Source organism: Mameliella sp. LZ-28, from assembly GCF_012274245.1.
Classification (GTDB): domain Bacteria; phylum Pseudomonadota; class Alphaproteobacteria; order Rhodobacterales; family Rhodobacteraceae; genus Antarctobacter; species Antarctobacter albus.
In genome coordinates, this window is record NZ_JAANYX010000001.1 from 181,022 (window position 1) to 206,440 (window position 25,419).

At 62.7% G+C, this 25,419-nt stretch carries 24 protein-coding genes, 2 tRNA genes and 1 pseudogene; 14 read left to right on the plus strand and 13 right to left on the minus strand.

The genetic code is table 11. The features are described 5' to 3' along the window. The 3 genes from G9Q80_RS00940 to G9Q80_RS00950 all read left to right on the plus strand — a co-directional run bounded on the left by G9Q80_RS00940 (position 1) and on the right by G9Q80_RS00950 (position 3,214). Positions 1–783: a type III pantothenate kinase gene (locus G9Q80_RS00940; RefSeq protein WP_088713967.1), complete on the plus strand. Its 783-nt coding sequence runs from the start codon at positions 1–3 to the stop codon at positions 781–783. Then, positions 780–2,447: a ribonuclease J gene (locus tag G9Q80_RS00945; RefSeq protein ID WP_088713966.1), complete on the plus strand. Its 1,668-nt coding sequence runs from the start codon at positions 780–782 to the stop codon at positions 2,445–2,447. Before G9Q80_RS00940 ends, G9Q80_RS00945 begins: the two co-directional genes overlap by 4 nt. A 71-nt stretch (positions 2,448–2,518) precedes the next feature. Further along, on the plus strand, positions 2,519–3,214 hold the full coding sequence (locus G9Q80_RS00950; RefSeq protein ID WP_088713965.1) for a hypothetical protein: 696 nt from the start codon (positions 2,519–2,521) through the stop codon (positions 3,212–3,214). Positions 3,215–3,263: 49 nt separating this feature from the next. Here the strand turns inward: G9Q80_RS00950 and G9Q80_RS00955 are convergent, their stop codons facing one another. From G9Q80_RS00955 to G9Q80_RS00965, 3 genes are all read right to left on the minus strand, one after another. Further along, positions 3,264–4,655, minus strand: a complete 1,392-nt coding sequence (locus tag G9Q80_RS00955) for a DEAD/DEAH box helicase (protein WP_043143649.1) — start codon at positions 4,653–4,655, stop codon at positions 3,264–3,266. 199 nt (positions 4,656–4,854) lie between these two features. Beyond that, a complete protein-coding gene (locus G9Q80_RS00960; protein ID WP_088713964.1) occupies positions 4,855–5,805 on the minus strand; it encodes a glycosyltransferase family 2 protein in 951 nt (316 codons plus the stop codon). Continuing rightward, positions 5,802–7,529, minus strand: coding sequence for a glycosyltransferase family protein (locus G9Q80_RS00965; protein ID WP_088713963.1), 1,728 nt, complete (start codon positions 7,527–7,529; stop codon positions 5,802–5,804). The genes G9Q80_RS00960 and G9Q80_RS00965 overlap by 4 nt, the downstream gene beginning before the upstream one ends. 116 nt (positions 7,530–7,645) lie before the next feature. Here G9Q80_RS00965 and tgt point away from each other — a divergent pair, with 116 nt between their 5' ends. Beyond that, the gene (gene tgt, locus G9Q80_RS00970) at positions 7,646–8,773 is read left to right on the plus strand and encodes a tRNA guanosine(34) transglycosylase Tgt (RefSeq protein ID WP_088713962.1); all 1,128 of its coding nucleotides are present in this window, start codon (positions 7,646–7,648) and stop codon (positions 8,771–8,773) included. Between the two features lie 41 nt (positions 8,774–8,814). Here tgt and G9Q80_RS00975 read toward each other — a convergent pair whose 3' ends face one another. The 5 genes from G9Q80_RS00975 to G9Q80_RS00995 form a co-directional block, all read right to left on the minus strand. Next, on the minus strand, positions 8,815–9,636 hold the full coding sequence (locus G9Q80_RS00975) for an NAD-dependent epimerase/dehydratase family protein (protein WP_088713961.1): 822 nt from the start codon (positions 9,634–9,636) through the stop codon (positions 8,815–8,817). Then, positions 9,633–10,427: a glycosyltransferase gene (locus G9Q80_RS00980; RefSeq protein WP_088713960.1), complete on the minus strand. Its 795-nt coding sequence runs from the start codon at positions 10,425–10,427 to the stop codon at positions 9,633–9,635. Before G9Q80_RS00980 ends, G9Q80_RS00975 begins: the two co-directional genes overlap by 4 nt. Further along, positions 10,424–11,641, minus strand: a complete 1,218-nt coding sequence (locus G9Q80_RS00985) for an NAD-dependent epimerase/dehydratase family protein (RefSeq protein WP_074620897.1) — start codon at positions 11,639–11,641, stop codon at positions 10,424–10,426. The genes G9Q80_RS00980 and G9Q80_RS00985 overlap by 4 nt, the downstream gene beginning before the upstream one ends. Before the next feature lie 224 nt (positions 11,642–11,865). Then, complete coding sequence (locus tag G9Q80_RS00990; RefSeq protein ID WP_088713959.1) at positions 11,866–12,291, minus strand: hypothetical protein; 426 nt, start codon at positions 12,289–12,291, stop codon at positions 11,866–11,868. Continuing rightward, positions 12,288–12,812: a hypothetical protein gene (locus tag G9Q80_RS00995; RefSeq protein ID WP_088713958.1), complete on the minus strand. Its 525-nt coding sequence runs from the start codon at positions 12,810–12,812 to the stop codon at positions 12,288–12,290. Before G9Q80_RS00995 ends, G9Q80_RS00990 begins: the two co-directional genes overlap by 4 nt. A gap of 363 nt (positions 12,813–13,175) precedes the next feature. Here G9Q80_RS00995 and lon point away from each other — a divergent pair, with 363 nt between their 5' ends. Beyond that, a complete protein-coding gene (gene lon, locus G9Q80_RS01000) occupies positions 13,176–15,587 on the plus strand; it encodes an endopeptidase La (protein WP_088713957.1) in 2,412 nt (803 codons plus the stop codon). Positions 15,588–15,672: 85 nt separating this feature from the next. Here the strand turns inward: lon and G9Q80_RS01005 are convergent, their stop codons facing one another. Next, positions 15,673–15,921: a hypothetical protein gene (locus G9Q80_RS01005; protein WP_043143669.1), complete on the minus strand. Its 249-nt coding sequence runs from the start codon at positions 15,919–15,921 to the stop codon at positions 15,673–15,675. 314 nt (positions 15,922–16,235) lie between these two features. Then, positions 16,236–16,427: a hypothetical protein gene (locus G9Q80_RS01010; protein WP_043143672.1), complete on the minus strand. Its 192-nt coding sequence runs from the start codon at positions 16,425–16,427 to the stop codon at positions 16,236–16,238. A 213-nt stretch (positions 16,428–16,640) separates the two neighbouring features. Between G9Q80_RS01010 and G9Q80_RS01015 the strand changes: the two genes are divergently transcribed. The 5 genes from G9Q80_RS01015 to G9Q80_RS01035 all read left to right on the plus strand — a co-directional run bounded on the left by G9Q80_RS01015 (position 16,641) and on the right by G9Q80_RS01035 (position 20,573). After that, a tRNA-Val gene (locus tag G9Q80_RS01015) sits at positions 16,641–16,715 on the plus strand. A gap of 487 nt (positions 16,716–17,202) precedes the next feature. Then, positions 17,203–17,682 (plus strand): redox-sensitive transcriptional activator SoxR, encoded by a 480-nt coding sequence (soxR, locus tag G9Q80_RS01020; RefSeq protein WP_043145262.1) that lies wholly within the window; start codon positions 17,203–17,205, stop codon positions 17,680–17,682. A 28-nt stretch (positions 17,683–17,710) separates the two neighbouring features. Next, positions 17,711–17,786: transfer RNA gene (locus tag G9Q80_RS01025), tRNA-Val, on the plus strand. 81 nt (positions 17,787–17,867) lie between these two features. Then, on the plus strand, positions 17,868–19,463 hold the full coding sequence (locus G9Q80_RS01030) for a site-specific integrase (protein ID WP_088713956.1): 1,596 nt from the start codon (positions 17,868–17,870) through the stop codon (positions 19,461–19,463). Positions 19,464–19,787: 324 nt separating this feature from the next. After that, complete coding sequence (locus tag G9Q80_RS01035) at positions 19,788–20,573, plus strand: ParB/RepB/Spo0J family partition protein (protein WP_088713955.1); 786 nt, start codon at positions 19,788–19,790, stop codon at positions 20,571–20,573. 116 nt (positions 20,574–20,689) lie between these two features. Here G9Q80_RS01035 and G9Q80_RS27950 read toward each other — a convergent pair whose 3' ends face one another. Both G9Q80_RS27950 and G9Q80_RS28635 read right to left on the minus strand, forming a co-directional pair. Continuing rightward, positions 20,690–20,866 carry a hypothetical protein gene (locus tag G9Q80_RS27950; protein WP_232788129.1) on the minus strand — a complete coding sequence of 59 codons (177 nt, stop codon included), beginning with the start codon at positions 20,864–20,866 and terminating at the stop codon, positions 20,690–20,692. 121 nt (positions 20,867–20,987) lie between these two features. Next, positions 20,988–21,263: pseudogene (locus G9Q80_RS28635) on the minus strand (BRO-N domain-containing protein); the annotation flags it as partial. A 116-nt stretch (positions 21,264–21,379) separates the two neighbouring features. Between G9Q80_RS28635 and G9Q80_RS01045 the strand changes: the two are divergent. From G9Q80_RS01045 to G9Q80_RS01060, 4 genes are all read left to right on the plus strand, one after another. Continuing rightward, positions 21,380–21,931 (plus strand): recombinase family protein, encoded by a 552-nt coding sequence (locus tag G9Q80_RS01045; protein WP_088713953.1) that lies wholly within the window; start codon positions 21,380–21,382, stop codon positions 21,929–21,931. Positions 21,932–22,052: 121 nt separating this feature from the next. Further along, entirely contained in the window at positions 22,053–22,373 is a 321-nt protein-coding gene (locus G9Q80_RS01050; RefSeq protein ID WP_088713952.1) for a hypothetical protein, read from the plus strand. 185 nt (positions 22,374–22,558) lie between these two features. Next, positions 22,559–24,007 carry a class I SAM-dependent DNA methyltransferase gene (locus G9Q80_RS01055; protein ID WP_088713951.1) on the plus strand — a complete coding sequence of 483 codons (1,449 nt, stop codon included), beginning with the start codon at positions 22,559–22,561 and terminating at the stop codon, positions 24,005–24,007. 26 nt (positions 24,008–24,033) lie between these two features. Further along, positions 24,034–25,236, plus strand: a complete 1,203-nt coding sequence (locus G9Q80_RS01060) for a restriction endonuclease subunit S (RefSeq protein WP_269799290.1) — start codon at positions 24,034–24,036, stop codon at positions 25,234–25,236. Positions 25,237–25,309: 73 nt separating this feature from the next. Here the strand turns inward: G9Q80_RS01060 and G9Q80_RS01065 are convergent. Further along, on the minus strand, positions 25,310–25,419 hold a 110-nt coding region (locus tag G9Q80_RS01065; protein ID WP_168246318.1), incomplete at its 5' end, for a transposase domain-containing protein.

Genomic DNA, 25,419 nt, shown 5'->3' on the forward strand with positions numbered 1-25,419 from the left:
ATGCTCTTGGCCATCGACTGTGGCAACACCAATACCGTTTTCTCGATCTGGGACGGGCAGGATTTTGTCGCCACCTGGCGGACCGCGACCGAACACCAGCGGACGGCGGACCAGTATTACGTCTGGCTGTCGACGCTGATGGAATTCCAGGGGATCGAGGCGGATATCACCGATGTCATCGTGTCGACCACCGTTCCGCGCGTCGTGTTCAACCTGCGGGTGCTGGCAGACCGCTATTTCAACACGCGGCCCATTGTCGTCGGCAAACCCGATTGTGCCTTGCCGGTGGCGGTGCGCGTCGATGAGGGGACGCAGGTCGGCCCCGACCGGCTGGTCAACACCGTGGCGGGCTACGACCTTTTCGGAGGCGACCTGATCGTGGTGGATTTCGGTACGGCCACGACCTTTGACGTGGTCGACGTGGACGGGGCCTATGTCGGCGGGGTCATCGCGCCGGGGGTGAACCTCAGCCTGGAGGCGCTGCACCTTGCCGCCGCCGCCCTGCCGCATGTGGACATCACCAAGCCGCAGCGCGTGGTGGGCACCAACACGGTGGCCTGCATGCAATCCGGCGTCTTCTGGGGCTATGTCGGGCTGGTGCGCGAGATCTGTTCGCGGATCAAGGCAGAGCGGGAACGCCCCATGAAGGTCATCGCGACGGGCGGCCTGGCGCCGCTGTTCCAGCAGGCCGATCCGCTGTTCGACGCATTCGAGGAATTCCTGACCATGCATGGCCTGGTCCGCATCTACAATCACAACAAGAAAAGCGAGGCCAACGCATGAGCGACTCCAGACTGATCTACCTGCCACTGGGCGGTGCCGGCGAAATCGGCATGAACTGCTATGTCTATGGCTACGGCAAACCCGGTGAAGAGCGGCTGATCGTCGTGGACATGGGCGTGACCTTTCCGGACATGGACACGACGCCCGGCGTCGACCTGATCCTGCCGGACATCACCTGGCTGAAAGAGAACAGGAACCGGATCGAGGCGCTGTTCATTACCCATGCGCATGAGGATCACGTGGGCGCCGTAGGCCATACCTTCGACGCGTTGGGGGTTCCGATCTATGCCCGCGCCTTCACCGCCAATATCGCACGCGGCAAGCTGGCGGAATACGGTGTCGAGGGCAAGGCGGTGCGGACCGCCTCGGCCTGGCCGGAAACCGTCAAGGTGGGGCCGTTCACGGTGGGGTTCCTGCCGATCTCGCACTCGATCCCCGAAAGCAGCGCGCTGGTGATCGACACGCCCGCGGGCCGGGTGATCCATACCGGCGATTTCAAGCTGGACGTGACCCCGCTGGTGGGCGAGGCATGGGATCCCGCGCTCTGGGAAGAGGTGTCAAAGGACGGGGTCAAGGCGCTGGTCTGCGATTCGACCAACGTGTTTTCACAACACGCGGGCCGGTCAGAGGCGACGGTGGGCCCGGCGGTCGAAAAGCTGGTGAGCGAGGCGCGCAACATGGTCGTGGCGACGACCTTTGCCTCCAACGTGGCACGGGTCAAGACACTGGCCGAGGCGGGCGACCGCGCTGGCCGCTCGATCTGCCTTTTGGGCCGGGCGATGCGGCGGATGATCGAGGCGGCGGTGGAAACCGGCGTCCTGACCGGTTTTCCCAAGGTGATCGGACCCGAGGATGCGGCGCAACTCCCGCGTGAGAATGTCATGCTGCTGGTCACCGGCAGCCAGGGGGAGCGGCGCGCCGCCAGCGCGCAACTGGCGCGGGGCAAGTACAACGGGATCGAGCTGAAAGAGGGCGACCTCTTCCTGTTTTCATCGAAAACGATTCCGGGCAACGAACGCGACGTGATCCGCATCATGAACCAGCTTTCGGAAAAGGGCGTGGACGTGGTGGATGACGCGATGGGCGATTATCACGTCTCCGGCCACGCCAACCGGCCCGACCTGGAAACCGTGCAGAACCTGGTCAAGCCGCAGATGGTTGTTCCCATGCATGGCGAACACCGCCACCTGCGCGAACACGTCAAGCTGGCGGGCCAGAACGGGCGCGCGGGCGTGCTGGCGGTCAACGGCATGATGATCGAGCTGAGCGGAAACGAGCCGCGCGTCGTGGAATACATCGAGACCGGGCGCACCTACCTGGACGGCAACGTGCAAATCGGCGCTCTGGACGGCATCGTGCGCGATCGTATCCGCATGGCCCTGAATGGTCATGTGGTCGTGACCGTGATCCTGGACGAGGACGACGAACCCCTGGGCGAACCCTGGTGCGACCTGATGGGCCTGCCCGAACAGGGCCGCAGCCACGCGCCGCTGGTCGATATCCTCGAAGAGGACCTGGCCCAGTTCATGGGCCGCGCCGGTGGCAAGACGCTGACCGACGACGACAAGCTGGAAGAAGGCCTGCGCCGCGTCGCGCGTCAGACTGCGATGAACGAGATCGGCAAGAAACCCGAGGTCACGGTGGTGGTCAGCCGGCTCAGCTGAGCCGGACAGGCGGGTTGCACGCAAGGGGCGGCTTGGGCAGGTTGCTGACGTAACCTGTTCAGGAGCGCTTTATGCCATTTCGACCCGCCTTGATTGCATTCTCCTTATTTGCCGCCGCCAGTGCCACCGCGGAACCCGCACCGGGCACGGTTCTGGTCTATGACACGATGACTGCCGTGATGGGCGACACGCCGGATCGGGACGAGATGCGGCTGACGCTGTTGCGCGCGCCCGAAGGGCTGAACGCCTTTTCCGAATGTCGCGGGCCGACGTTCTGCATGGTCTCTCTGCGTCGGGGCATGTTTCAATATGTCCGTGCCGCCTATCCGGAAGCGGGCAGTTTCGATCCCTCCCTGACCTATGGGACCGATACGTTTGACGACATGGAGATGCTGCAAAAGATCACCGTTTCCGAGCAGACAGGCGGTTCGATCTTTCCGCTGGCCGACGGCAAGCGCGTCACCTGGACCGAAACCTGGGCCTCGGACGAATTCAACGCGGTCTATCATATGTCGGTGGAGCAGAGCTGTTGCGTGCCCGCAGACAACCCGCTGGCCCACTCAGACGAGGTCTGGACGCTGAAATACACGTTCGAGGAGGTGCAGTCGGACCGGGTGGCCGGTGGCGATTTCACCTTCTATTACGATCCGGCGCTTGGATGGTGGACCGGATCCAAAAGCGTGAACCGCAGTGCGCCAAGCAAGGATGATCCCCTGCGCACGATTCTGATCCAACACCGTCTGAAAGCGATCGAAGCGCCAGAGTGAGGCGCAGTCCGGGCCTCGGCCAAATGCGCCGTGGCCCGGTTTTCAGGGATCAGCTGGCGCGGCGCTCTTCAAAGCTAAGCGCGATGAATTCGGGCATGTGGTCGCCCATGCCGACCACGGTCTTGTCGCGGCCACCCCCGCTGCGGCGGTCCGACGACCGCCCGCTGTCCTTGGACCGCGACGGGCGGCTGTCGCCCTTGTCGCTGTCAGAACGGCGGCTGCGGCTGCTCTTGCGGGTGTCATCCTTGGGGGTGTCTTCCCTGGCTTCGACAGGGGCCGGGGCAGGTGCTTCGGCCACGGGGTTGTCGAGACGCGGGATCTCTTTCTGCAGCAGCTTTTCGACGGCCTCGAAATATTTCTCGTCGCGCGGTGTGCAGATTGTAAAGGCCTTGCCCGAGCGTCCGGCGCGGCCGGTGCGGCCGATGCGGTGAACATAGTCCTCCGCATGGCTGGGCACGTCGAAGTTGAACACATGGCTGACGGCGGGAATGTCCAGCCCGCGCGCAGCCACGTCAGAGGCGATCAACAGGCGCACGTCGCCGTTGCGGAACCCATCGAGCGTTTTCGTGCGTTGAGACTGGTCCAGGTCACCGTGGATCGGCGAGGCGTTGTAGCCGTATTTCTTGAGAGATTTCGCCACCACGTCCACGTCGACCTTGCGGTTGCAGAAGATGATGGCGTTTGTGCAGGCTTCGCCCTCGGCGTCGATCAGCGCGCGCAGAACCTTGCGTTTCTCGCTGCCTTCGCGGTCCTTGCGGGAGGGTTTGAAAACGACGGCGCCCTGTTCGATGGTCTCCGACGCGGTGGCCTGGCGGGCAACCTCGATCCGCGCGGGGGCAGAGAGGAAGGTATTGGTGATGCGCTCGATCTCGGGCGCCATCGTGGCCGAGAAGAACAGCGTCTGGCGGGTAAAGGGCGTCAGCGAGAAGATGCGCTCGATGTCGGGGATGAACCCCATGTCGAGCATCCGGTCGGCCTCGTCAACCACCATGATCTCGATGCCGGTCAGCAACAGCTTGCCGCGTTCGAAATGGTCCAGCAGGCGGCCCGGGGTCGCGATCAGCACGTCGACACCCTTGTCGATCAGCTGGTCCTGTTCCTTGAAGGAAACGCCGCCGATCAGCAGGGCCTTGGTCAGCTTGACGTATTTCGAATAGGTGTCGAAGTTCTCCGCCACCTGCGCGGCCAGCTCCCGCGTCGGGCAAAGCACCAGCGAACGGGGCATCCGGGCGCGGGCGCGGCCTCGGGCCAGCTTGCAGATCATCGGCAGGGTGAAACTTGCGGTCTTGCCGGTGCCGGTCTGGGCGATGCCGAGGACATCCTTGCCGTCGAGCGCGTGTGGAATCGCGCCTTCCTGGATCGGCGTGGGTGTCTCGTAGCCGGCCTCTTCGACGGCTTTCAGGACTTTCGGGCTGAGGTTCAGATCAGAGAATTTGGTCATTTATGTCCGATTGGTTTGCGGACACTTTGCCTGGCCCGCGCGTCTGATGGGGAGCGGACCCGTGTGGCCCGGTGGCAGTGCATTCATCCCCTTGGTGGCGCATCCCATAGTGAAAACACATAGAAACGTCAATCAAAGCTTGCACCGACGTGGCGGAGGGTGGCGCATTCCGGTTCCAATTCGGGGTCAATCGGGGCCGTCACCCCGGATTGACCCCCGGAAAATGACGCACGCGCAGCTGGTCAAGGTCCATCGCCCGGCGTCGCAGCAGCCCTTCGGCCTGCAACCGGTCGCAAAGCCTGCGGTCCGCCACGCAGACCTCGTCAAAGAAGGCCCGCAGCGCCGTTTCGCCTCCCGCGTCCTCGATGCTTTGGAACAGGTCGTGCAGGTTGACCGCGCCAGCCTGACGGACCTGCGGTTTCAATTCTGCGCGGTAGGACCCGCGCGACAGGCGGAACCGGTAGGAGGCCAGGAAATGCTCCCAGCTGTCGGCGTGGAAATGGCCCAGTTCGATCCCGGGCAGGGTGACCTGCCCAGGGTTCTGTTCCCCGTTCAGGATCACGTTGTGAATCCTGACCTGCAGCCCCTTGGTGCCGGCCCGAAAGAACAGCTTGCCCGCGACATGGCTGAGGAACCCGCCCGACAGCTGCGGTCCCCAGGTTGGAAAACAGTCCCGCGCAGCCCGCTGGCGGGCGGCCTGGTCCAGGTGGAAGGCCTTGAAGGCGGTCTCTCCGGGGATCGTGCCGCTGTCCGGTGCCAGCGCCTCGACGGGACGCATGCGGGCGCAGAGCGCATCTGCGGGCAGGGCGGACAGTTGTTCATCCACCGGCGTGGCGGGCAACAGGAACTCGTCCACGTCGATATGGGCCAGCCAGTCGACCTCTGGCTTGCGGTTGTTGGCGTGGCGCGCGTTGGCGGCCTGTCGCGCCTGGTGTTTCTCTGGCCGGCCGTTGCGTTTCGCCCACCAGGCGTCATCGGTCTGGACCACGCGGATCTTGGGATGCGCCTTGAGGGCTGCAAAGGTCCGTGGCGCCTCCTCGTCGAGGTAGAGATACAGCCGATGCGCGCCTTGTTCGAGATGCCAGGCGGCGAAATCCAGGATCGCCCGCAGAGGCGCCTTGACCGTCGTGACGGTGCCCCATCGGGTCATGGCAGGGTCCCGAAGACGCGCCGGACACTACCGTCGAAATCGAAGTCATGCGCCAACAGCATCCCGTGCCGCGACAGGCGGTCGCGCAGCTCCGGCGTATCGGCACAGATCTCGTCAAAGAACGCGCGCAGGCCTGCCTCTCCCTCTTGCGCCTGCAGGTAGGACAGCAGTTCGCCCTGACCCATTTCCGGGCGCGCGTCATTGGCCCGGTAAGACCCTTTCTCGCGGCGAAAATCGAGGTGGCTGCGGAAATGGGCCCAGTCCGGGGCGTGGAGATGCGCTAGGTATATTCCGTCCGGCTTGATCCGGTTGGTGGCGTCCTCACCCTTGTACTTGAGCGTATGGATGCCCAGCCGCGTGTCGGGAATGCCGGGGCGGGCAAAGATCTTGCCGCCGGTATGGCTGAGGAAACCCCCAAACAGGTGCAGGCCGAAGGTGGGATAGATTTCCTGCAACAGGGATTTCTTGATGCCCGCCTGCTTGTGCGTCAGCTTGAAATGCCGGGGCGGTCCGTTCTCTCGGGCCAGTGCCTCGGCAGGCGGAATGCGGGCGATGGCCCTGTCCGGAGGGACATTGGCCAGGATTTCGGACAGCGGGCGGTTGGTGACCAGGAACTCGTCGTGGTCGATGTGCCCCAGCCAGTCCAGCGCCTCGGCGCTGTCGCGCAGGGTGCGGGTGGCATTGAAGGCCTGCCGCAACTGGTGCTGGGCCATGCGGTCCCGGCCAGAGGCCTGCCAATAGGCGGCGTCGCATTGCGTGACATGGATGCGGGGATGGCGCCCTAGGAAGGCGGCGGCATCCGCATCGGGGGCATCGAGGTAGAGGTGCAGCGCATGCGCGCCCATGTCGATGTGATGGGCGGCAAAGCGCGCGATCTGCGGCAGCGGCGCCTTGACAGTGCTGACCAGGCCCCAGCGCAGCGTCTCCGCGGTCTTGCGGGGACGCGCAGGCACTGGCGCGTCGTTGTTCCGGGGCGCGGCCTGCCGGTTCCGCCGTTCCTTGCGGGCGGCCATGACCGCGAGGCGGCGAAAGACGCCTGCGGGATCGTGGATCAGCAGGTCCAGCAGGTGATGGGCGAGGGGGCGGATCACCGCGTCGCCCTCGGCCTCTTGCCAGAGGCGGGCGATCAGGTTCACGTCCAGCCCGCCGCCCACCAGCGCATAGCTGTCCATCTGCAGGGGCAGCTTGGCCTTGATGCGATCCGTGACCGGAAAGGGCTTGTCGGGCGGTTTGCCGCTGTAAAGCCGTTCGCTCTCGTAGAGCTTCATCATCCCGAACAGCGCCGTCAGCGCTAGCCCGGTGCTGCGCTGGACCGGCGTCGCCCCGTGATCGCCGAAGGTGGTCACGGCAGAGACCAGCCAGCGCGCGTCGAGCTGTCCCAGCAGGTGATCACTCTGTTCCGCCCACATGCGTTGGAACAGGCCCGGAGCCTGGTCGGGACAGGCGCGTTTGCGCAGATGCGAGATGGTCAGCCCGTGCAACACGGTCAGTTCGCTTTGTCCCTGCAGTTCTTCGCGCAGCTGAAAGATCTTGCGTTGCAGGTTATTGGCAAAGGGCGGGGCAAAGGGGCCCTGCGCCGGATCTGCCACGGGGGAGGCGGCCAGGGCGGCCAGGTCGACGTCTGCAGCCGGCAAGCCGCCATCGCCGGGCAGCGGCGCGCGGCGGGCTTCGTACTGGTCCAGAACGGCCTTTATGCCGCCCTTGTAGGTGGGTGTCCTGCTCATGCCGCTACAGTGGCTTTGGCCGCGTGCCTCGGCAAGTGGGCGACCTGCGAAATCTGCGGGCGGGCGTCGGCGATTGCATCTTTGTTCCGGCAGGCGAAGCGTGTAGAGGAGCGCGCATGGCACAGACATCCTTCGAGTTGACCGCCCGCGACGGGCGTGCGCGGCGTGGCGTGATCCGCACCCCGCGCGGTGAGATCCGCACCCCCGCCTTCATGCCCGTGGGCACGGCAGCCACCGTGAAGGGCATGATGCCCGAAAGCGTGGCAGCCACCGGCGCGGACATCCTGTTGGGCAATACCTATCACCTGATGCTGCGCCCCGGGGCCGAACGGGTGGCGCGGCTTGGCGGATTGCACAAGTTCATGAACTGGGAAAAGCCGATCCTGACGGACTCCGGCGGGTTCCAGGTCATGAGCCTTGCGGAGCTGCGCAAACTGACCGAGGAAGGCGTGAGTTTCCGCAGCCATATCGACGGCTCAAAGCACATGCTGACGCCCGAACGCTCGATGGAGATCCAGAAATTGCTGGGTTCGGACATCGTCATGGCCTTTGACGAATGCCCGGCCCTGCCGGCGGATCGTGACCGGATCACCCAGTCCATGCGCCTGTCGATGCGGTGGGCGGCGCGCTCGCGCGAGGCCTTTGGCGACAGGCCGGGACACATGCTGTTCGGCATCCAGCAAGGTGGTCTGGAAGAGGACCTGCGGGGCGAAAGCGCCGAGGCGCTGAAGGCCATCGGCTTCGACGGTTACGCCGTGGGCGGCCTGGCCGTGGGCGAGGGGCAGGAGGCCATGTTCTCCTGTCTCGATTTTGCGCCGGACATGCTGCCCGAGGACAAGCCGCGTTACCTGATGGGGGTCGGCAAGCCCGATGACATCGTCGGCGCCGTCAAGCGCGGCATCGACATGATGGACTGCGTGCTGCCGTCCCGCTCTGGCCGGACGGGGCAGGCCTGGACGCGGCGCGGACAGGTCAACATCAAGAACGCGCGGCATGCGGATGATCCGCGACCGCTGGACGAGAATTGCACATGCCCGGCCTGCCGGGGCTATTCGCGCGCCTACCTGCACCATGTCTTCCGCGCGGGTGAGATGATCTCGGGGATGCTGCTGACCTGGCACAACCTGCATTATTATCAGGAATTGATGCAGGGGATGCGAAGTGCCATCGAGGCGGGCGATTTTGCGGGGTTCGAGGCGGATTTCCATGCAAAGCGCGCCGAAGGGGACATCGAGCCGCTTTGAGGGGCGGGTGTCGGGACAATGCCGGCAAAGGATGGTGCCGTTCAGCGCGGCGGTAACATAGCGGGGAGGTCGGCGCGCAGGCGGGTCATGCCGCCGGGGCGCCAGCCCAGGGCGGGCAGGCGGGCGCAGATGAGTGGGTTGACCGGGCCTGTGCTGGGGTCGGGCGGCGGGTGCGGGCAGGTCGTGAGGCGCTGGACCTCTGTCAGCAGATCGTGGCGGTCTAGCAGCAGGTCGGAGAGATGGAAGGCACCCGCCTCACTTCTATCCAGCAGTAGACGCGCGGCCTCGGCGAGATCGGCACCATGGACCTCGGTGCCGCGACGGGGCGTGATGGTGCGGCCTGCGAGGTAGTCGGCGAAGAGACCCTGCCACTTGTGGTCCGGGCCGGGGCCGTAGACGCCGGTGGCGCGCAGGTTTTGCCCGATCAGCGGCAGGGCCGAGAGATGCCCCTCTGCCGCCGCCTTGACCTGGCCATAGAGCGAGGCGGGATCTGGCGGTATGTCCTCGGTGAGAGGTGTGCCCTCGGGCGCGCCGTCGAAGACCGCCCGGGACGACAGGAACTGGATACGCGTGACGCCCGCCTCGGCGGCGGCATCGAAGAGGCGCCTTGTGCCGTCGAGATTGGACTGCAGGAAGCCGCGCGGATCGTCGCCTTCGCCGCCGCGATAACGGCCCGGGACATGGGAGAAGGCCGCGTGGATCAGGGTGTCGATCCCGCTAAGGTCGGGCGCCGGGCCGCAGAGATCCCAGGGGCGGAAATCATGGCCGGGCAGGGCGCGCCGGCCTAGCACCGTGATCGGGCCGGGCAGACCACGCAGCAGGAACCGGCCCACGAGGCCCGAGGCGCCGGTCAGCGCGATCATGTCGGGTTTGGAAGGGCGGCGAGGTCGGGTGTTTCTCCCGCCGCATAGGCGTGCCAGAGGTCGATCAGGGGCCGCAGGCGATCCGCCTTGGCGTGGTCCTGCCAGGGTTTTTCATACTGGAAATGCAGGACCTTGATCGCGTCCCAGTTCCAGAGCTTGGGCATGTTGAACCAGACATATTGCAGCGTGTTGAAGGTGACCGGCAGCCCGTGCCAGTCGGGAAAGAAATCCTGCAGAAAGGTCTGGTCGGTGCGGCGCCAGAAGGCGCCGGGAGTATCGAGCCGGGTCATCATCGCCTCGAAGGTCGCCTGAGAGGGGCGCGCGGTGAAGACACCGGAATTCATCCGGTGAAAATCACCGAGGCTTTCGTAGACGTTCGGCGCGGCGCAGAATTCCGGGTAGTCAAAGAGGCTGTCGATGTTGCGCAGGACCAGCGTGTCGGCATCCAGAAAGACCACCCGGTCATGGTCCAGCTGCCACAGGCGCAGTTTGCAGAAATTGTCGAGCGGGGTGTGAAAGGCAGGTTTCTCGCCCTTGGTGAAGGGCGCGGCCCCGTGCAGGGCCTCGCGCGCATGGGCGGCATTGAAGGCATCCGACGTGGGCAGCAAGTCGGTTTGCACCAGCCGTGCGCCAAGGGCGGTGAGCGGCGCCAGTGCCTCGGGCGGCACGCCTCCGGTGTGCAGGACGACGCGCTCCGCCGTTGTCCCGGTGGCATTAAGAGAGTTCAGCAAGGCCTTGGCGCCCAACGCGAAATCCGCGTTGGTCACCAGTGTCACATAGGCACGTTTCACGACACCGACCGCAGTGCCTTGCCTTCGGGGTCATGGTCGACCTTGGCCGCGATGTCCTTGGTCCAGGCCGAAACCGCGGCAACGCGCGACCGGTCGATGCGGTGCGCGTATTTCTTCGCCACGTCCACGACCTCGGACAAAAGACCCTCGGCCAGCGTCGTCGGGTTCAGGCCCAGGGCCAGGAACTGGTCGTTCTTGACAATCAGGTCGTTCTCGGGGGCTTCCTTGCGCGGGTTGGGCAGGTATTTGACCTCGGCCCCGGTCAGCCCCGCCACCTTCTCGGCCAGGTCGCGGACGCGGTGGGTTTCCGTCATCTGGTTGAAGATCTTGACGCGGTCGCCCCGATCCGGTGCGTCCTTCAGAGCCAGCTCGATGCAACGCACCGAATCCTGGATGTGGATAAAGGCGCGGGTCTGACCGCCGGTGCCGTGAACCGTCAGCGGATAGCCGATGGCGGCCTGGATCAGGAAACGGTTGAGCACCGTGCCATAGTCGCCGTCATAGTCGAAACGGTTGATAAGCTGTTCGTGACGCCGGGTCTGGTCGGTATGGGTGCCCCAGACGATGCCCTGGTGCAGGTCGGTAATGCGCAAACCGTCGTTCTGGGCGTAGAACTGGAACAGGATCTGATCCAGGCTCTTGGTCATGTGATAGACCGAGCCGGGCCGCGTCGGGTAGAGGATTTCCTGCTCTTTCGGACCTGCGGGCGTGTCGATGGTCACGTCCAGGTAACCTTCGGGGATCGGCGCACCGACCGAGGAATAGCCGTAGACGCCCATCGTGCCGAGGTGCACCAGATGCGCGTCAATGCCCGATTCCACCATCGCCGCCAGCAGGTTATGCGTCGCGTTGGTGTTGTTGTTGACGGTATAGACCTTGTGCCGGTCGGTCTTCATCGAATAGGGCGCGGCGCGCTGTTCGGCGAAATGGATCACCGCCTCGGGGCGGATTTCGACCAGCCACTGTTTCAGGCGTTCATATTCCTTGGCGAGGTCGAGCAGGTGGAAATGAATGGTTTCTCCGGTGACTTCTTTCCAGATGCGGCAGCGTTCCTGGATCGAATCCATCGGGGTCAGCGATTGAACGCCCAGTTCCGTGTCGATCCAGCGCCGGGACAGGTTGTCGAGGATATGCACCTCGTGTCCCTGGGCCGAAAGATGCAGGCAGGTGGGCCAACCGACGAAACCGTCGCCGCCAAGGATCGCGATACGCATCTGGTGTCTCCTTATGGAAGTCTTCGCGCGCTCGAAGCCGCATTAACGGTTGCCCCTAGGGTGCACAACCGGGGAAGTAAAATGAAGCTTTCTTGACAATTGCTGTCCTGAAAACACTCCTTTCTCTTTGAAAACGTTTTGTTTTCAATGGTGGGAGGTGGAATTGATACAGGGGTGATATCGGCGGATCGCCGCCGCCCGCTATATTGGGCGGCGGCGTGTCGTTATTGCCGGAACCGGATCGCGATCTGCTTGGGATAGTGGCGGGTCGCCGTATCCGCCGGGTCCGCATTGGCTGTTTCGGGCAGGTGGCGCAGCTTGGCGCGGGCCAGCCGGGGGCCAATCTGAGCACTGCAGTCGATGTCCAACGGCGCCTGCGCACCGGCATGGACCGGGATTGACAGCATCATCGGGGTCGTGATCGTGACCGTCCGCTCTCCGCGCGCGATCTCGCACCGCGCGGTGTTCAGTTCCGCCAAAGAGGACGAGGCGCCGACCAGAAAGGCACTGACCGTCACGGTTTCACGTTGAAGAACGGGTTTGCCGGGCTCGGGTGGCAACGCCACTGGCGTTGCCGGCGGATCGTAGTCCGCGGCGCAGGCCGATAGGGCAAACACAACGGCAATGATCGACAGGCGCGAGGAGATCAATCCTCGACCCCCAGCACCAGGTGGATATTGACGGGATAGTTGAACTCATCCTTGAGCGGGTCCCGGGCGGCCTTGGCGATGCCCTTGGCGGCGGCGGTCAGTGAAACGCCCAGGATCCCGCCCGAGGTTGTCGAGGACTGGTTCATCCGCAACAGCGTCATGTTGATCGGCTTGACGGTCTTGTCAGTCCGGTCCTTGTCGGTTCGGCAGGTGACGGCAATCGGATCCGCCGCGCCCTGGTAGGCGGGCATCTTGACGATCGCGGGGGTGACGAAAGCGGCCTTGAACCCGGTCCCGGTCAGGCTGCAGCGGACACCGACAAGCTCCTGGTTGTCCTTGCGGCCCTTTTCGGTGCTGCGGAAGCTGCGAAAGGTGGTTTCGGAATAGCCCCGGACCGCCGCCTGGGCGCGGCTCTCGGTAAAGCTGACGGATTGCGGCGGGGTCTTCACTTCGGCGTATTCGACACAGGCCGCCAGCAAAAGCGGCAGCGCCAGGGGAAGAAAACGGATGTTCATGGTCATTCGGCTCTTTGAAATTGCAGTGGGGCGCTCATAGGGGTGACGCCAATTGGCGTCGAGGCTTGGCGGCGCAGTTTTCGTCCGCATGACGGCCTGTGTGGTCTTCCGGGCACGGGCAAAGTTTCCTGCATTGGGAATGGCCCGCGTTTTTCGGGGAATTCACCGCAGATGGCAGCCGTGGCGCAGGATCGGGACACGATGGGCGCTTGCACACCGCGGGGCGTAGGGTCATGCTGCCCACCCAGGGTCAGGGGCGTGTGCTTGAATTCCGGTGCAGCGACCCCATCTTTGACCCTCATGACCGGAGGCGACCTCAAGCTGCCGCGAAGCGGGGCAGGGACGTCTTGCCAAGAACAGGACACGAGCATGAAACAACCTCTCAATCCTTCCTACCCGGTGCTGCCGCTGCGCGACATTGTCGTGTTCCCGCACATGATCGTGCCGCTCTTCGTGGGGCGCGAGAAGTCGGTGCGCGCACTGGAAGAGGTGATGAACGACGACAAGCAGATCCTGCTTGCCAGCCAGATCGACCCGTCCGACGACGATCCGGATACCAGCGGAATCTACAAGGCCGGCGTTCTGGCCAACGTGTTGCAACTGCTGAAACTGCCCGATGGCACCGTCAAGGTGCTGGTCGAAGGCCAGAGCCGCGTGCGCATCGAGGAATACATCGAAAACGAGAACTTCTTCGAGGCCAAGGCCGAACACCTGACCGAGATGCCGGGCGACACCGCCTCGATCGAGGCGCTGGTGCACACGGTCGCCGAAGAGTTCGAGCGGTATGCCAAGATCAAGAAGAACATCCCCGAAGAGGCCCTGTCCGCCGTGGGCGAGGCCAATGATGCCGCGCAGCTGGCCGATCTGGTTGCCGGGCACCTGGGGGTCGAGGTCGAGCAGAAGCAGGAACTGCTCGAGACGCTTTCGATCAGCGAGCGGCTGGAAAAGGTCTATGGCCTGATGCAGGGCGAATTGTCGGTCCTGCAGGTCGAGAAAAAGATCAAGACCCGCGTCAAGTCGCAGATGGAGAAGACCCAGCGCGAGTACTACCTGAATGAGCAGATGAAGGCCATTCAGAAGGAACTTGGCGATGGCGAGGACGGCGAAGGCGAAATCGCCGAGCTGGAAGAGAAGATCGCCGGCACCAAGCTGTCGAAGGAAGCCAAGGAAAAGGCCGACGCCGAGCTGAAGAAGCTCAAGAACATGTCGCCCATGTCCGCCGAGGCGACCGTGGTGCGCAACTACCTCGACTGGATGCTCAGCATTCCGTGGGGCACCAAAAGCCGTGTGAAAAAGGACCTGAACAAGGCGCAGGAAATCCTTGATCACGACCACTACAGCCTCGAGAAGGTCAAGGAACGGATCGTCGAGTATCTCGCCGTGCAGGCGCGCTCGAAAAAGCTCAAGGGCCCGATCCTCTGCCTCGTCGGCCCTCCGGGTGTCGGCAAGACATCGCTGGGGAAATCGGTTGCCAAGGCCACGGGACGCGAATTCATCCGCATCTCGCTGGGCGGCGTGCGGGACGAATCCGAGATCCGTGGCCACCGTCGGACCTACATCGGCTCGATGCCGGGCAAGATCATCCAGGCGCTGAAAAAGGCCAAGACCACGAACCCGCTCATCCTGCTCGACGAGATCGACAAGATGGGGCAGGACTTTCGTGGCGACCCGGCCAGCGCGATGCTGGAGGTGCTGGACCCCGAACAGAACGGGACCTTCGTGGACCACTACCTTGAGGTGGAATACGATCTGTCGAACGTGATGTTCGTGACCACGGCCAACAGCTACAACATGCCTGGGCCGCTCCTCGACCGGATGGAGATCATCCCGCTCTCGGGTTACACCGAGGACGAGAAGATCGAGATCGCCCGGCGGCACCTGCTGGACAAGCAGGTCAAGAACCACGGGCTGAAGGCCAAGGAGTTCTCGATCACCGACGGCGCGCTGACCGACATGGTGCGGTACTACACCCGCGAGGCCGGTGTGCGGAACCTCGAGCGCGAGATTGCCAAATGCGCGCGGAAGGCCGTGACCAAGATCGTCAAGAAAGAGGCCGAGGTGGTCGAAGTGACCTCTGACAACCTCGACGATTTCCTGGGCGTGCGGAAATTCCGCTATGGCCTGGCCGAGGATGAAAACCAGATCGGTGTCGTCACCGGGCTGGCCTATACCTCGGTTGGTGGGGATCTCTTGCACATCGAGGCGCTGAAGCTGCCGGGCAAGGGCCGGATGAAGACCACCGGCAAACTGGGCGACGTGATGAAGGAGTCGATCGACGCGGCCTCTTCCTACGTGCGTTCCATCGCGCCGGAGATCGGGGTGAAGCCGCCGAAGTTCGACAAGATGGACATTCACGTCCACGTGCCCGATGGCGCCACGCCCAAGGACGGGCCCTCGGCCGGTCTGGCGATGGTGACCTCCATCGTGTCGGTCCTGACCGGCATCCCGATCCGCAAGGACATCGCCATGACGGGGGAAGTCAGTTTGCGCGGCAACGCCATGCCCATCGGCGGTCTTAAGGAAAAGCTGCTGGCAGCCCTGCGCGGCGGGATCAAGACCGTTCTCATCCCCGAAGAGAACGAGAAGGACCTGGCCGAACTGCCGGACAACGTGAAGGACGGGCTGGAAATCATCCCGGTCAAGCACGTCTCCGAGGTGCTGGACATTGCACTGGTCGGCAAGCCCGAGCCGGTGGAATGGGACGAGGAGGCCGAGGAAGCGGCCGCCGCGGCATCGGCCAAGAAGGCCGAGGATTCGGTGGCAGGCGCAACCGCGCACTGATCATCGGTCGCGAGGTCTGAAAACGGGAACGCGCGGTGGGTCACCACCGCGCGTTTTGTCTTGTGATCAGGGCTATGCCCGACAGTCAGTGATAGTAGTGGTAGTGGTGACCGCCACTGCCAGAACTGACCGCCGCCGCGACGACAATCAACAGCATCAGCGGAATCAGCAATGCCGCGCCGGACGAGGCTGTTGTCAGCTCGGCGCTCTGCGAAGAGACGATCATGTCGTTGCGCAGTTGCTCCGGGCTCATCTTGGGTGCGGGTTTGCCATCAGCAAAGGCGGCATTGGCCACCGACAGGCACAAGGCGGTGGTGAGTACGAGTTTCTTCATCTTATCCCCCGTGATTGGTGCAGTAGACAGTCAACCGTTTACGCAACCAATGCGCCCGAAGACGCTGTGGGTAGTTTGCGCCTCCTTGACGCTGGGGCAAGAGGGGAAAGCGTGCCAGCCGCCTGGTCGCGACCAAGATGCAACATCCCACCTGTCGCCAAATGGAAAAGGACCCCGCAGCCTGGCTGCGAGGCCCTTGTCCCCGGTTGGTCCCGTGATGGGTTCGGTTTCGTCCCCGCGTCCCCGGGCCAGGACCCCGCGATATGCTCAGGGGGGGCTGATCGACCGGACATGGCGCCCGGGCCGAAAGTGCCTTACTGGCTGGCGGCCACGCCGAAGACGACGATGGTCATCAGTGCAAGCAGCATGCCGGCGCTGCTGCTGGTCTGTTGCGTCTCTTCGACGACAACCGGCGGCGCGACATAGGGGGTTTCATAGCTTCCGGCGATCGACGTGGTGGTCGTTGCAGCGATCAGAAGACTTGCGGCAGCAATCGTCTTTTTCATGTGAGTCTCCAAACCCAAGTGGCAGATAGAAAAACCCTGCCTTGGAGATTCGTTGCAAGTCAAGCAACCCACAGGCACCCTGTTGTTTTCGCGCATCGACTGTGCTGATGCTGCCGCTCTGGGCACGCGGTCCGGGGTGGCTGCAAGTGGGGCATTTTTTGCGGGCCAAGCCTCTTGCGCAGGGCTGCGCTTGCCGGTAATAGGTCCGCCACCGGGTGATTAGCTCAGTGGTAGAGCGCTTCGTTCACATCGAAGATGTCGGGAGTTCAAATCTCTCATCACCCACCAGGTTTTCCGGAAAGCGCGCCCCGAAAGGCGCGCTTTCTTCGTTTCAGACCCTGTCCGTTCATCGGTATCGTTGCCAGTCGGACAGGGCGTGCAGGCTGTCGGACAGGCGCATCGCGGAGAGTTCCTCCTGTACTTGTTGGCACAATGCGCCGCAGCGTGGGGCAGGGGCCATGAGGCGGGCCAGAAAAGCTCTCATGACCGGCCCCCTTGCTCGACGTCCTCGGGCCGCAGACCGACATCCCGCAAAAGATGGGGATCAGCGCGCAGCCGCGCTTGCCTGCGGCGGTTTCTGCCACGGTGGAACAGACGGGCCAACCGGTCGCGCCAGCGGGCGGGGCGTCGGCGCGAGCGGCGTCTTTCGTCGATGTCTCTGAGGGCTTGGGCGGACATTCAGGTTCTCCTTGCAGATTCGGTTTGCTTCCCTAAGCTGCTTCCTCAAGTAAACTTGAGGTCAAGAAGAATGTCCGGAACACGTGGCCCGCGTCGCATGCGCAGCAATGATCTGACGGTCGGGGAAATGGCGCGCCGCGCGGGGGTGGCGGTGTCGACCCTGCACTACTACGAGGCCGAGGGGCTGATCCAAAGCTGGCGGACAGAGGCCAACCACCGCCGCTATGACCGGCGAGAGCTGCGCCGGGTGGCGGTGATCCGGATTGCCCAGACCCTTGGCATTCCGCTTGCCCAGGTGCGCGAGGTGCTGGCCCAGGTGCCCTCGGGCGGGGCGGTACGCAAGGCCGACTGGCAGGGCGTGTCCGAGATCTGGCGCGAAGAGATCGACCGCCGGATGGAGCTGCTGGCGCGGTTGCGGGGGCAACTGGATCACTGCATGGGATGCGGCTGTCTGTCGTTGGAAAATTGCCCGCTCTACAACCCGCAGGATCGCCTGGGGGACAACGGTGCAGGCCCACGCCGCTGGCTGGGAGAAGAGGAAGAACGCGAAGCTCCACCGGACCCACTTGCGCCCTGAGCATTCCTTCGCTAAATCGCCTTCTGCCGGGTGATTAGCTCAGTTGGTAGAGCGCTTCGTTTACACCGAAGATGTCGGGAGTTCGAGTCTCTCATCACCCACCATCCCACCTCATTGATTTGTTGCATCTTCTTGACCTAGAAGGGGTTTTGCCGCCTCAGCTGGTACATAGAGGTGGTACATCTATGGGAATTGTGATGGCAAAGCCGGTCAAGAGAGGCGATACCTACTACCTGCGAGTCAGCGTGCCCCGAGATGTCGCGGAAGCGGCCAAAGGGACCAAGGTCGCTGTCCCTGTAGGCGATGATGTGTCAACGGTGACAATCGGCGCTTGGGCGAAGACGTCACTCCGTACCAAGGACCGAGACGAGGCGAAGAGGAGGTTCACGCTTGCGCTGGCCGCCGTAGAGCAGCACTGGCAAGCGCTCAGGGCTGGGCCTTTGTCTTTGACACACAAGGAAGCCTTGGCTCTCGCTGGGGAGGTCCGGGAGGCGTTCATTGATGCTTTCGACGATGAGCCGGGGCAGCCGGAGCGCTGGACCCGCATACTCGCCACGGACGCGTTGGCACGCGGCGGGGGTCTTAATCCCTTGGCCGTGCCCACTGCGGCAACTGTGGCTCGGGACCTCGAATTGCGTTTCGGCGCATTCGTTGACGGCATCCTTAGGCGGCATGGGTTGATCGTGGACGAGGCTTCTAGGGGCAAGGTCCTGCATCAAGTGTCGCTGGCTATGGTGGATGTTGGGTTGGTCAATTACGCCAAGGCGCAAGGGGATTACTCCGACAGCGGAGAGACCGACCGATACCCGGCTTTCACACCGAAGACGAAAGCACAGGGCGAGAAAGGGAAGCCTCAGGTTGGGGTGACATTCACGGAGGTGATCAATGCAGAGATCAGGCGGCGGGCGGCTGGCAAGGAGGCAAAGCCGATGCCGGAAGGAACCGCGAGGAAGTACCGACAGGTCGTCAATGCCTTTTCGGCGTTTCGGAAGAGCGATCTTGTAGGCACAGTCACACCGCAGGAAGCGGACGCCTGGAAGTGGGAGATGCTGGAAGGGGGCAGCCTCAGCAACTCAACCATTGCCCAACGCATCCAGAATGTCAGTACTGTGATAGGCTGGGCGCGGGTGCAATCCGTGGGAACGCTGTTCCCGGATCGGAACCCTTTGGACTTGGTGGTCCGCCCGGAACGGAATGGCGTTCGAAGTGAAGACCGTACGCTCAGGATGGAGGAGGCTGTAACGATCCTCCGGGCGGCGCGACAGGAGACAAAACCGGACCTGCGTTGGCTACCTTGGATGTGCGCGTATTCTGGGGCGAGGGTCTCCGAAGTGGCCCAGTTGCGCCCTGACGACTTCTTTCAATTCGAGGGGTCATGGTTTTTCCGGCTGACCACGAAAGGGCGGAAGACACTGAAGAACGTGCATAGCATTCGGCGTGTTCCAGTCCATCCGGACCTTGTCGCGGAAGGCTTGATTGAGTTCGTCAACAGGCATCGCGAGCATCCTGAGCAGCGGCTATTCCATGCACGGTCTCAAGGAAACGTCGCCGGGTGGGTGAGAAGCAAGCTGAAGCTGACGCGCGAGGATATGGCACCAAGCCACGGATGGCGGCACCTCTTTGAGGACAAGGCCATGTACGCGGGTATGCTCGACAGCGCCAAGACCTACATAACCGGAAGGTCGAAGGGGCGTTCTGCTGAGGGCTACGGAAAGAGCGACGTAATGTTGCCGGGGCTGGCTGCGGAGATGCGCAAGATCAAGGGCTATCTTGCTGAATGAGGCCTGTGGGAGGGGCCAATTGGGTGCCACCATCAGAGAGGCGAGCTAGCTATAGCTGATCCTGAGGACGGCCTCCTCCTAGAGGTCCACCCTGAAGGAGAAGGCAGCTATAGGCCAGCTATAGAAGGGCCTTGCCCAGCTCGGTGATGACATGGAGGTGAGGGCCGCAAAGGGCTACCCTCGGATGTCTGATGACCTGCCGAAGATGGCGGCTCTGGCCAAGCTTTGGCAGCGGCTTGGGTATGCAACATCAGGGCGTGCATTCTGCATAGGCCGCCCCACCGCGTTTCGACTCGTTTAACCCCTACAATACACGGAAAATCCATGCAAATTCAGACGCATGGCAAGCCTACTCAGCGGAAGGTCCGCCTGAGCGAGATCACTTGCCGTCCCGAGGCCTTCCAATTCCGGCACCTTGAGACCGATGAATACCACGTCCGCACCTTGGCCGAGGTGCCAGCAGGTGGGAACACGCTGGACCCCATCGCCGTTTGGGCCGACCCAGACAGCGGCGAATTGATCGTGATCGACGGGCATCACAGGCTGGCCGCCTACCGGCAGGTGCAGTGGTCTCGTAAGGTGCCTGTCCGGGTCCACCAGTGCAGCCTTGAGGATGCGCGACTTCTGGCGCTCAAGGAAAACGGGAAGACGCGACTGCCTCTAACACAGCAGGAGCGCAGTGACGCAGCTTGGCGTTTAGTGTGCCTCGGGCCGCGTACATACAGCAAGCGCGTCACCGCACAGGTAACGGGGGTTTCGGAGCGCACTGTTGCCAACATGCGGAAGACCTATGAATTGCTGATCAAATTGGCAGGTGGAGACGATCTTCTCCCGACAAGCTGGGTGGCAGCCTTGAGCGAGGCCAGCGGACGTGAGCGGCGTGATTTCACGGAAGAGGAGCGAACAGCCATGATCGACGAGAAGACTCGCCAACTGGACGACAAGATTGGGAAGGCCCTAGGCTTCATGGCAAGCCACCAGCCAGAGGCGGCAGTGCAGGTCGTGGCGAGCCGCCTGGGCAGGCAGGGGCTTCGGCTACTCTTCGAGGAGTACGGAGGCGAGATCGGACTGGATGACGGCGACCCCTACGGAGAATGTTCTCCGTTCTAGCAGGAAGTTGGGGCTGTTTTTGCCTCCCATATCTGAGCGCCTTACCGATAGGGGGGGCGATGTCGGCTTCCCCCAGTGGGTGCCAAGGGGGGTGCCCCCTCAGCAGCGGCATGAGGTCAGACCTTGGCAGGGCGACCGGGGGTGACGAAGAACTGCCCGCGCCCGCAGTTCACAACCAACTCGCCGGGGCTGCCATTGCGTTCGATGCTGACCACCGGAGGGAGCCAGCGGAGGCGGGGGGAGAGGATGGCGGTGATATGGAAGATGCCGAGGGGCAGTGTGTAGGTGTGCATGGGGCGATCCTTGCAAGAGTTGGTGCAAGGTCTTGAAGTCGATGCCACTTTGCATTGATTGCCTTGCCTTCATCGGTAGCACGCGGGCGCCACAGCCGCAACCACCGTGGACCCACTTGCGGAAGTCACGGGCGATGGGGTGTACCCGCTGCGCTCGCATGATGATCTGATACAGGCCCGCCTCTGAGATCAGCTTGGAGCGGGGGTGCAGGCCCATTCCCCTCAAACTTTGAGGGGTAGCCATTTTGTCCCGCGCATCGAGCGAGCGGAGCATGTTGTCGGGGCGTGAGTAGTTGAAGACACGAAGAACATCACCAGCCACGAACCACGGCTGGCCGTCGATCTCTATGATGCGGATGGAGGAGCCGTTGAAGTCGAAGAGGCTGCCACAGGGCATGGTCTAGTGGCAGTCCGTGATGTGCGGCCACGGGCGTGCCATAAGAGTGGTATTTACTTTTTGGCAGCCTGCGTGCCACAAGGTCTTAAATGGCAGTGGCAGAAGGATGCGGCAAAATGAAGATCGGTTACGCTCGGACCTCGACCCTCGACCAGGCTGCAGGGTTGGACGCCCAGCGCCGGGATCTCCGGAAGGCAGGCTGTGAGAAGCTCTTTGAGGAGCAGGTCTCTTCCGTGGACAAGACGAAGCGGGTGAAGTTGGCCGATGCGCTGGAGTTCTGCCGGGACGGGGATACGCTTGTGGTCACAAAGCTCGACCGCTTGGCCAGATCGACGCAACACCTCCTCGGCATTGTCGAGGGGCTGGAAGCGAAGGGGGTGGGGCTGGAGATCCTCGACATGGGGATCGACACCAGCAACGCCACAGGCAAGCTCATGCTCACCATGCTGGGCGGGATCGCAGAGTTTGAACGTCGCATCATGCTGGAGCGGCAGCGCGAGGGCATCGCCAAGGCCAAGGCCGAGGGGAAGTACAAGGGGCGGCAGCCTACAGCACGGGCCAAGGCCGAGGAGATGCGCCGTCTGGACGAGGAGGGGCGCACCCGGAAGGAGATTGCCGAGGAGTTGGGGGTTTCAGTGCGCAGTGTGTACCGCGTCCTGCAGAGATAGGGCGATTGGCCCTAGCTGTTTCATCGGCGCGGCAGGTGACTCCCACACAACGCATGGCGGTTGAACCAGAGACCAAACAAGGTATCGTGAAAAGGGAGTATTCCTTTTCGCAGCAAGAGCCATGCTTCAAGATTTCAATGATGATGACACCCTTCGACCGTATTTCACAGGCGACGAGCCAATCATTCAAGTTATCGGGGTAGTCATAGCAATTGTGATAGGCTTGAAGGTCTTGGAGTCGATGGTCTCTGATTGGAGAGAATTTGGAATTGGCAAAGGCATCATGGTTTGGGTGTTTCAAATTTCGCTGCTGCCAGTGATCGTCTTGTCAGTGATAATCTTCCGGTACTGGGGAATCCTCATTGGTTTGGCTTGGCTATTTGTGTCATCCCAGGTGGAGGACTGGGCGCGACGTAAGAAAGAAACGAACGCACCCAAGTAGTTGGCGTCCATGTGGTGCAAGAGCTTCAGTGACGAGAAAGTCAAAAGGACGCAGCGTGCTGAACGGCGAAAGCTGAGAGCGCTGTTGTAGGTCCTCGGGGAAGGGAGTGCAGCCATTTGGCGCCTGAAATCGCCTTGTCCCGCTCCGCTGGCTGCCGCTAGTGTGCGTCAGCAGGAGTGGTGACCATGTACGAGAACGCGTTCAACAGTATCGAGAAGGACCTCCGGGCCGAAGAGGGCATCGCCAACGAGCTGGACTACGTCGAGCAGACCTCTTGGGTCCTCTTCCTCAAGTACCTCCACGACCTTGAGGTCGAGCGGCAGGACCGGGCCGAACTCGACGGCAAGGACTATGAGCCGATCATCGGAGGCGAGTACCGCTGGGACAACTGGGCCGCGCCCAAGAAGGACGGCGAGTTCGACCACAACGCAGCGCTGATCGGCGACGACCTGATCGACTTCGTGGACCGCAAGCTCTTCCCCTACCTCGGCTCCTTCCGCCAGACCGCCACAGGGCCGCGCACCATCGAATACAAGATCGGCGAGGTCTTCACCGAACTCCGCAACAAGTTCCGCTCGGGCTACGTCCTGCGCGACGTGCTGGAGATCGTGGACGGTCTTAGCTTCAACACAGAGGCCCAGCGCCACGAACTGTCCTCGCTCTACGAGACCCGCATCCGCCGCATGGGCAACGCGGGCCGCAACGGGGGCGAGTACTACACGCCGCGCCCGCTCATCCGTGCCATGATCAAGGTAACCGACCCCAAGATCGGCGAGACGGTCTACGACGGCGCTGTCGGCTCCGCTGGCTTCCTCTGCGAGGCCTACGAGTACATGCGCAGGCCGGACCTCAGCGGCTCCCAGTACGAGACGCTGCAGCGCGACACCTTCTTCGGGCAGGAGAAGAAGTCGCTCGCCTACATCATCGGGATCATGAACATGGTCCTGCACGGCATCGAGGCCCCCAACATCGTCCACACAAACTCGCTCAACGAGAACGTGATGGACTACCAGGAGAAGGACCGCTTCGACGTCATCCTCGCCAATCCGCCTTTTGGCGGCGGGGAGCGGCGCGAGGTGCAGCAGAACTTCCCGATCCGCACGGGTGAGACCGCCTACCTCTTCCTACAGCACTTCATCCGCAGGCTGAAGGCCGGGGGCCGTGCGGCGGTGGTCATCAAGAACACCTTCCTCAGCAACACCGACAACGCCTCCGTGGCGCTGCGCAAGGAACTGCTGGAGAGCTGCCAGTTACACACCATCCTCGACTGTCCCCAAGGCACCTTCCAAGGCGCCGGGGTCAAGACAGTGGTGCTGTTCTTCGAGAAGGGCGCACCGACGCGCGAGACCTGGGTCTATCAGCTCAATCCGGGGCGGACGTTGGGCAAGACCAACCCGCTGAGCGACGACGATCTGGCCGAGTTCGTGGAACTGTCCAAGACCAAAGCCGAGGGGGCGAAGAGTTGGCGGGTGGCCCGTGCCGATCTGGACGAGGAGACCTTGGACCTCTCCGTGAAGAACCCCAACGCGCCCGAGGAAGCGCCCCTGCGCTCGCCGGAGGAGATCATCGCCGACATGCTGGCGCGGGATGCCGAGACCGCGCAGATACTCGAAGACATCCGGGGGATGCTGTGAGGGACGCTGCTCACAGTGCGTGGCCTGTGTGTCGCTTGCAGGAAGTGACCACCAAGATCGGGAGTGGCGCAACTCCGAAAGGCGGTAGAGACTCTTACAAGGCAGAGGGGCTTTCTCTGATCCGAAGCCTCAACGTTCACGACCTGGATTTCCGCTACGAACAACTGGCAAAGATCGACGATGAACAGGCCGCAGCACTCTCAAACGTGGAGGTTCAACCCGACGACGTCTTGCTCAACATCACGGGCGCATCCATTGCCCGTTGCTGTGTCGTGCCCAACGAAGTCCTGCCCGCCAGGGTAAACCAACATGTTTCCATCATCAGGCCGATCCCTGAGGTTCTGAACAGCCGCTTTCTGGCTCTCCTCCTTGTTTCAGGAGACATGAAGGACAAGTTGTTGGGCATCGGAGACAAGGCAGGTGCAACACGTCAGGCTCTGACGAAGGCACAGCTTCAAGATTTCTCAATCTCCCTCCCGCCTCTCGAAGAACAACGGCGGATCGTTGCGGTTCTGGACGAGGCCTTCGAGGGTCTGGCAAGCGCCCGCGCCCACGCCGAAGTCAACCTCCACAACGCGCGGGAGTTGTTCGACACCCTTGTAGACGAGGTTTTCGTTGACGACGACATCACTCCAACTCCGCTGGCTGGACTGGTTAGTGACGACTGCACCTTGTCTTATGGGATTGTCCAGCCGGGGGGCGATGTTGAACACGGACTACCTATCGTGAGGCCCACGGACTTCGGCCCTCGCGAGATCTTTTTGGAAGGCTTGAAGCGCATTGATCCTGCGAAGGCAGCCGGATACGCACGAACGGAATTGCAGGGTGGCGAGTTGCTTCTCTGTGTCCGAGGGACGACTGGCTCAATTGGGCTTGCGTCAGAGGAGTTGGCTGGAGCAAATGTAACCCGAGGCATTGTGCCGGTGCGGTTCGACCCTCGGAAGATACTTCCAGGCTTCGGCTACTTCCAGTTCCGATCACGCTTTGTTCAAGAACAGATAGCCGCCGGAACCTACGGTGCAGCCCTTATGCAGATCAACATCCGCGACCTTCGGAAGCTACAGCTGTATGCGCCGCCAGTGGATCGGCAGGAAAAAGCTCTTGCGCGGCTGCGCCAGACTGAAGAGCTGTGCCTGCAGTTGGAGCTAGCGCAATCCGCGAACCTGCAGGACCTCGACGATCTCCGCCAATCCCTCCTCCAGAAAGCCTTCGCGGGCGAGCTGACCTAGAAGAAGGATTCCGGCCATGACGAGTAAAGCCGCAAAGACAAAGCGGAAGGCTGCACTGTAAGCGGTGCGCCGATCACACGGTCGGGGCATAGTTCCAGGGCAAGAGGTCGTCGATCCGGGATTGCTTATGTCCGTTGACAATGGCTTGGAGAGTGGCTGTCAGCCAGGCGTGGGGATCGATGG

Excerpts from the sequence above, each read along its gene's own strand:
- G9Q80_RS00940 (WP_088713967.1), top strand. The coding sequence starts at position 1 with ATGCTCTTGGCCATCGACTGTGGCAACACCAATACCGTTTTCTCGATC.
- G9Q80_RS00945 (WP_088713966.1), top strand. The coding sequence starts at position 780 with ATGAGCGACTCCAGACTGATCTACCTGCCACTGGGCGGTGCCGGCGAA.
- G9Q80_RS00950 (WP_088713965.1), top strand. The coding sequence starts at position 2,519 with ATGCCATTTCGACCCGCCTTGATTGCATTCTCCTTATTTGCCGCCGCC.
- G9Q80_RS00955 (WP_043143649.1), bottom strand. The coding sequence starts at position 4,655 with ATGACCAAATTCTCTGATCTGAACCTCAGCCCGAAAGTCCTGAAAGCC.
- G9Q80_RS00960 (WP_088713964.1), bottom strand. The coding sequence starts at position 5,805 with ATGACCCGATGGGGCACCGTCACGACGGTCAAGGCGCCTCTGCGGGCG.
- G9Q80_RS00965 (WP_088713963.1), bottom strand. The coding sequence starts at position 7,529 with ATGAGCAGGACACCCACCTACAAGGGCGGCATAAAGGCCGTTCTGGAC.
- tgt (WP_088713962.1), top strand. The coding sequence starts at position 7,646 with ATGGCACAGACATCCTTCGAGTTGACCGCCCGCGACGGGCGTGCGCGG.
- G9Q80_RS00975 (WP_088713961.1), bottom strand. The coding sequence starts at position 9,636 with ATGATCGCGCTGACCGGCGCCTCGGGCCTCGTGGGCCGGTTCCTGCTG.
- G9Q80_RS00985 (WP_074620897.1), bottom strand. The coding sequence starts at position 11,641 with ATGCGTATCGCGATCCTTGGCGGCGACGGTTTCGTCGGTTGGCCCACC.
- G9Q80_RS00995 (WP_088713958.1), bottom strand. The coding sequence starts at position 12,812 with ATGACCATGAACATCCGTTTTCTTCCCCTGGCGCTGCCGCTTTTGCTG.
- lon (WP_088713957.1), top strand. The coding sequence starts at position 13,176 with ATGAAACAACCTCTCAATCCTTCCTACCCGGTGCTGCCGCTGCGCGAC.
- G9Q80_RS01005 (WP_043143669.1), bottom strand. The coding sequence starts at position 15,921 with ATGAAGAAACTCGTACTCACCACCGCCTTGTGCCTGTCGGTGGCCAAT.
- G9Q80_RS01010 (WP_043143672.1), bottom strand. The coding sequence starts at position 16,427 with ATGAAAAAGACGATTGCTGCCGCAAGTCTTCTGATCGCTGCAACGACC.
- soxR (WP_043145262.1), top strand. The coding sequence starts at position 17,203 with ATGCGCAGCAATGATCTGACGGTCGGGGAAATGGCGCGCCGCGCGGGG.
- G9Q80_RS01030 (WP_088713956.1), top strand. The coding sequence starts at position 17,868 with ATGGGAATTGTGATGGCAAAGCCGGTCAAGAGAGGCGATACCTACTAC.
- G9Q80_RS01035 (WP_088713955.1), top strand. The coding sequence starts at position 19,788 with ATGCAAATTCAGACGCATGGCAAGCCTACTCAGCGGAAGGTCCGCCTG.
- G9Q80_RS27950 (WP_232788129.1), bottom strand. The coding sequence starts at position 20,866 with ATGCACACCTACACACTGCCCCTCGGCATCTTCCATATCACCGCCATC.
- G9Q80_RS01045 (WP_088713953.1), top strand. The coding sequence starts at position 21,380 with ATGAAGATCGGTTACGCTCGGACCTCGACCCTCGACCAGGCTGCAGGG.
- G9Q80_RS01050 (WP_088713952.1), top strand. The coding sequence starts at position 22,053 with ATGCTTCAAGATTTCAATGATGATGACACCCTTCGACCGTATTTCACA.
- G9Q80_RS01055 (WP_088713951.1), top strand. The coding sequence starts at position 22,559 with ATGTACGAGAACGCGTTCAACAGTATCGAGAAGGACCTCCGGGCCGAA.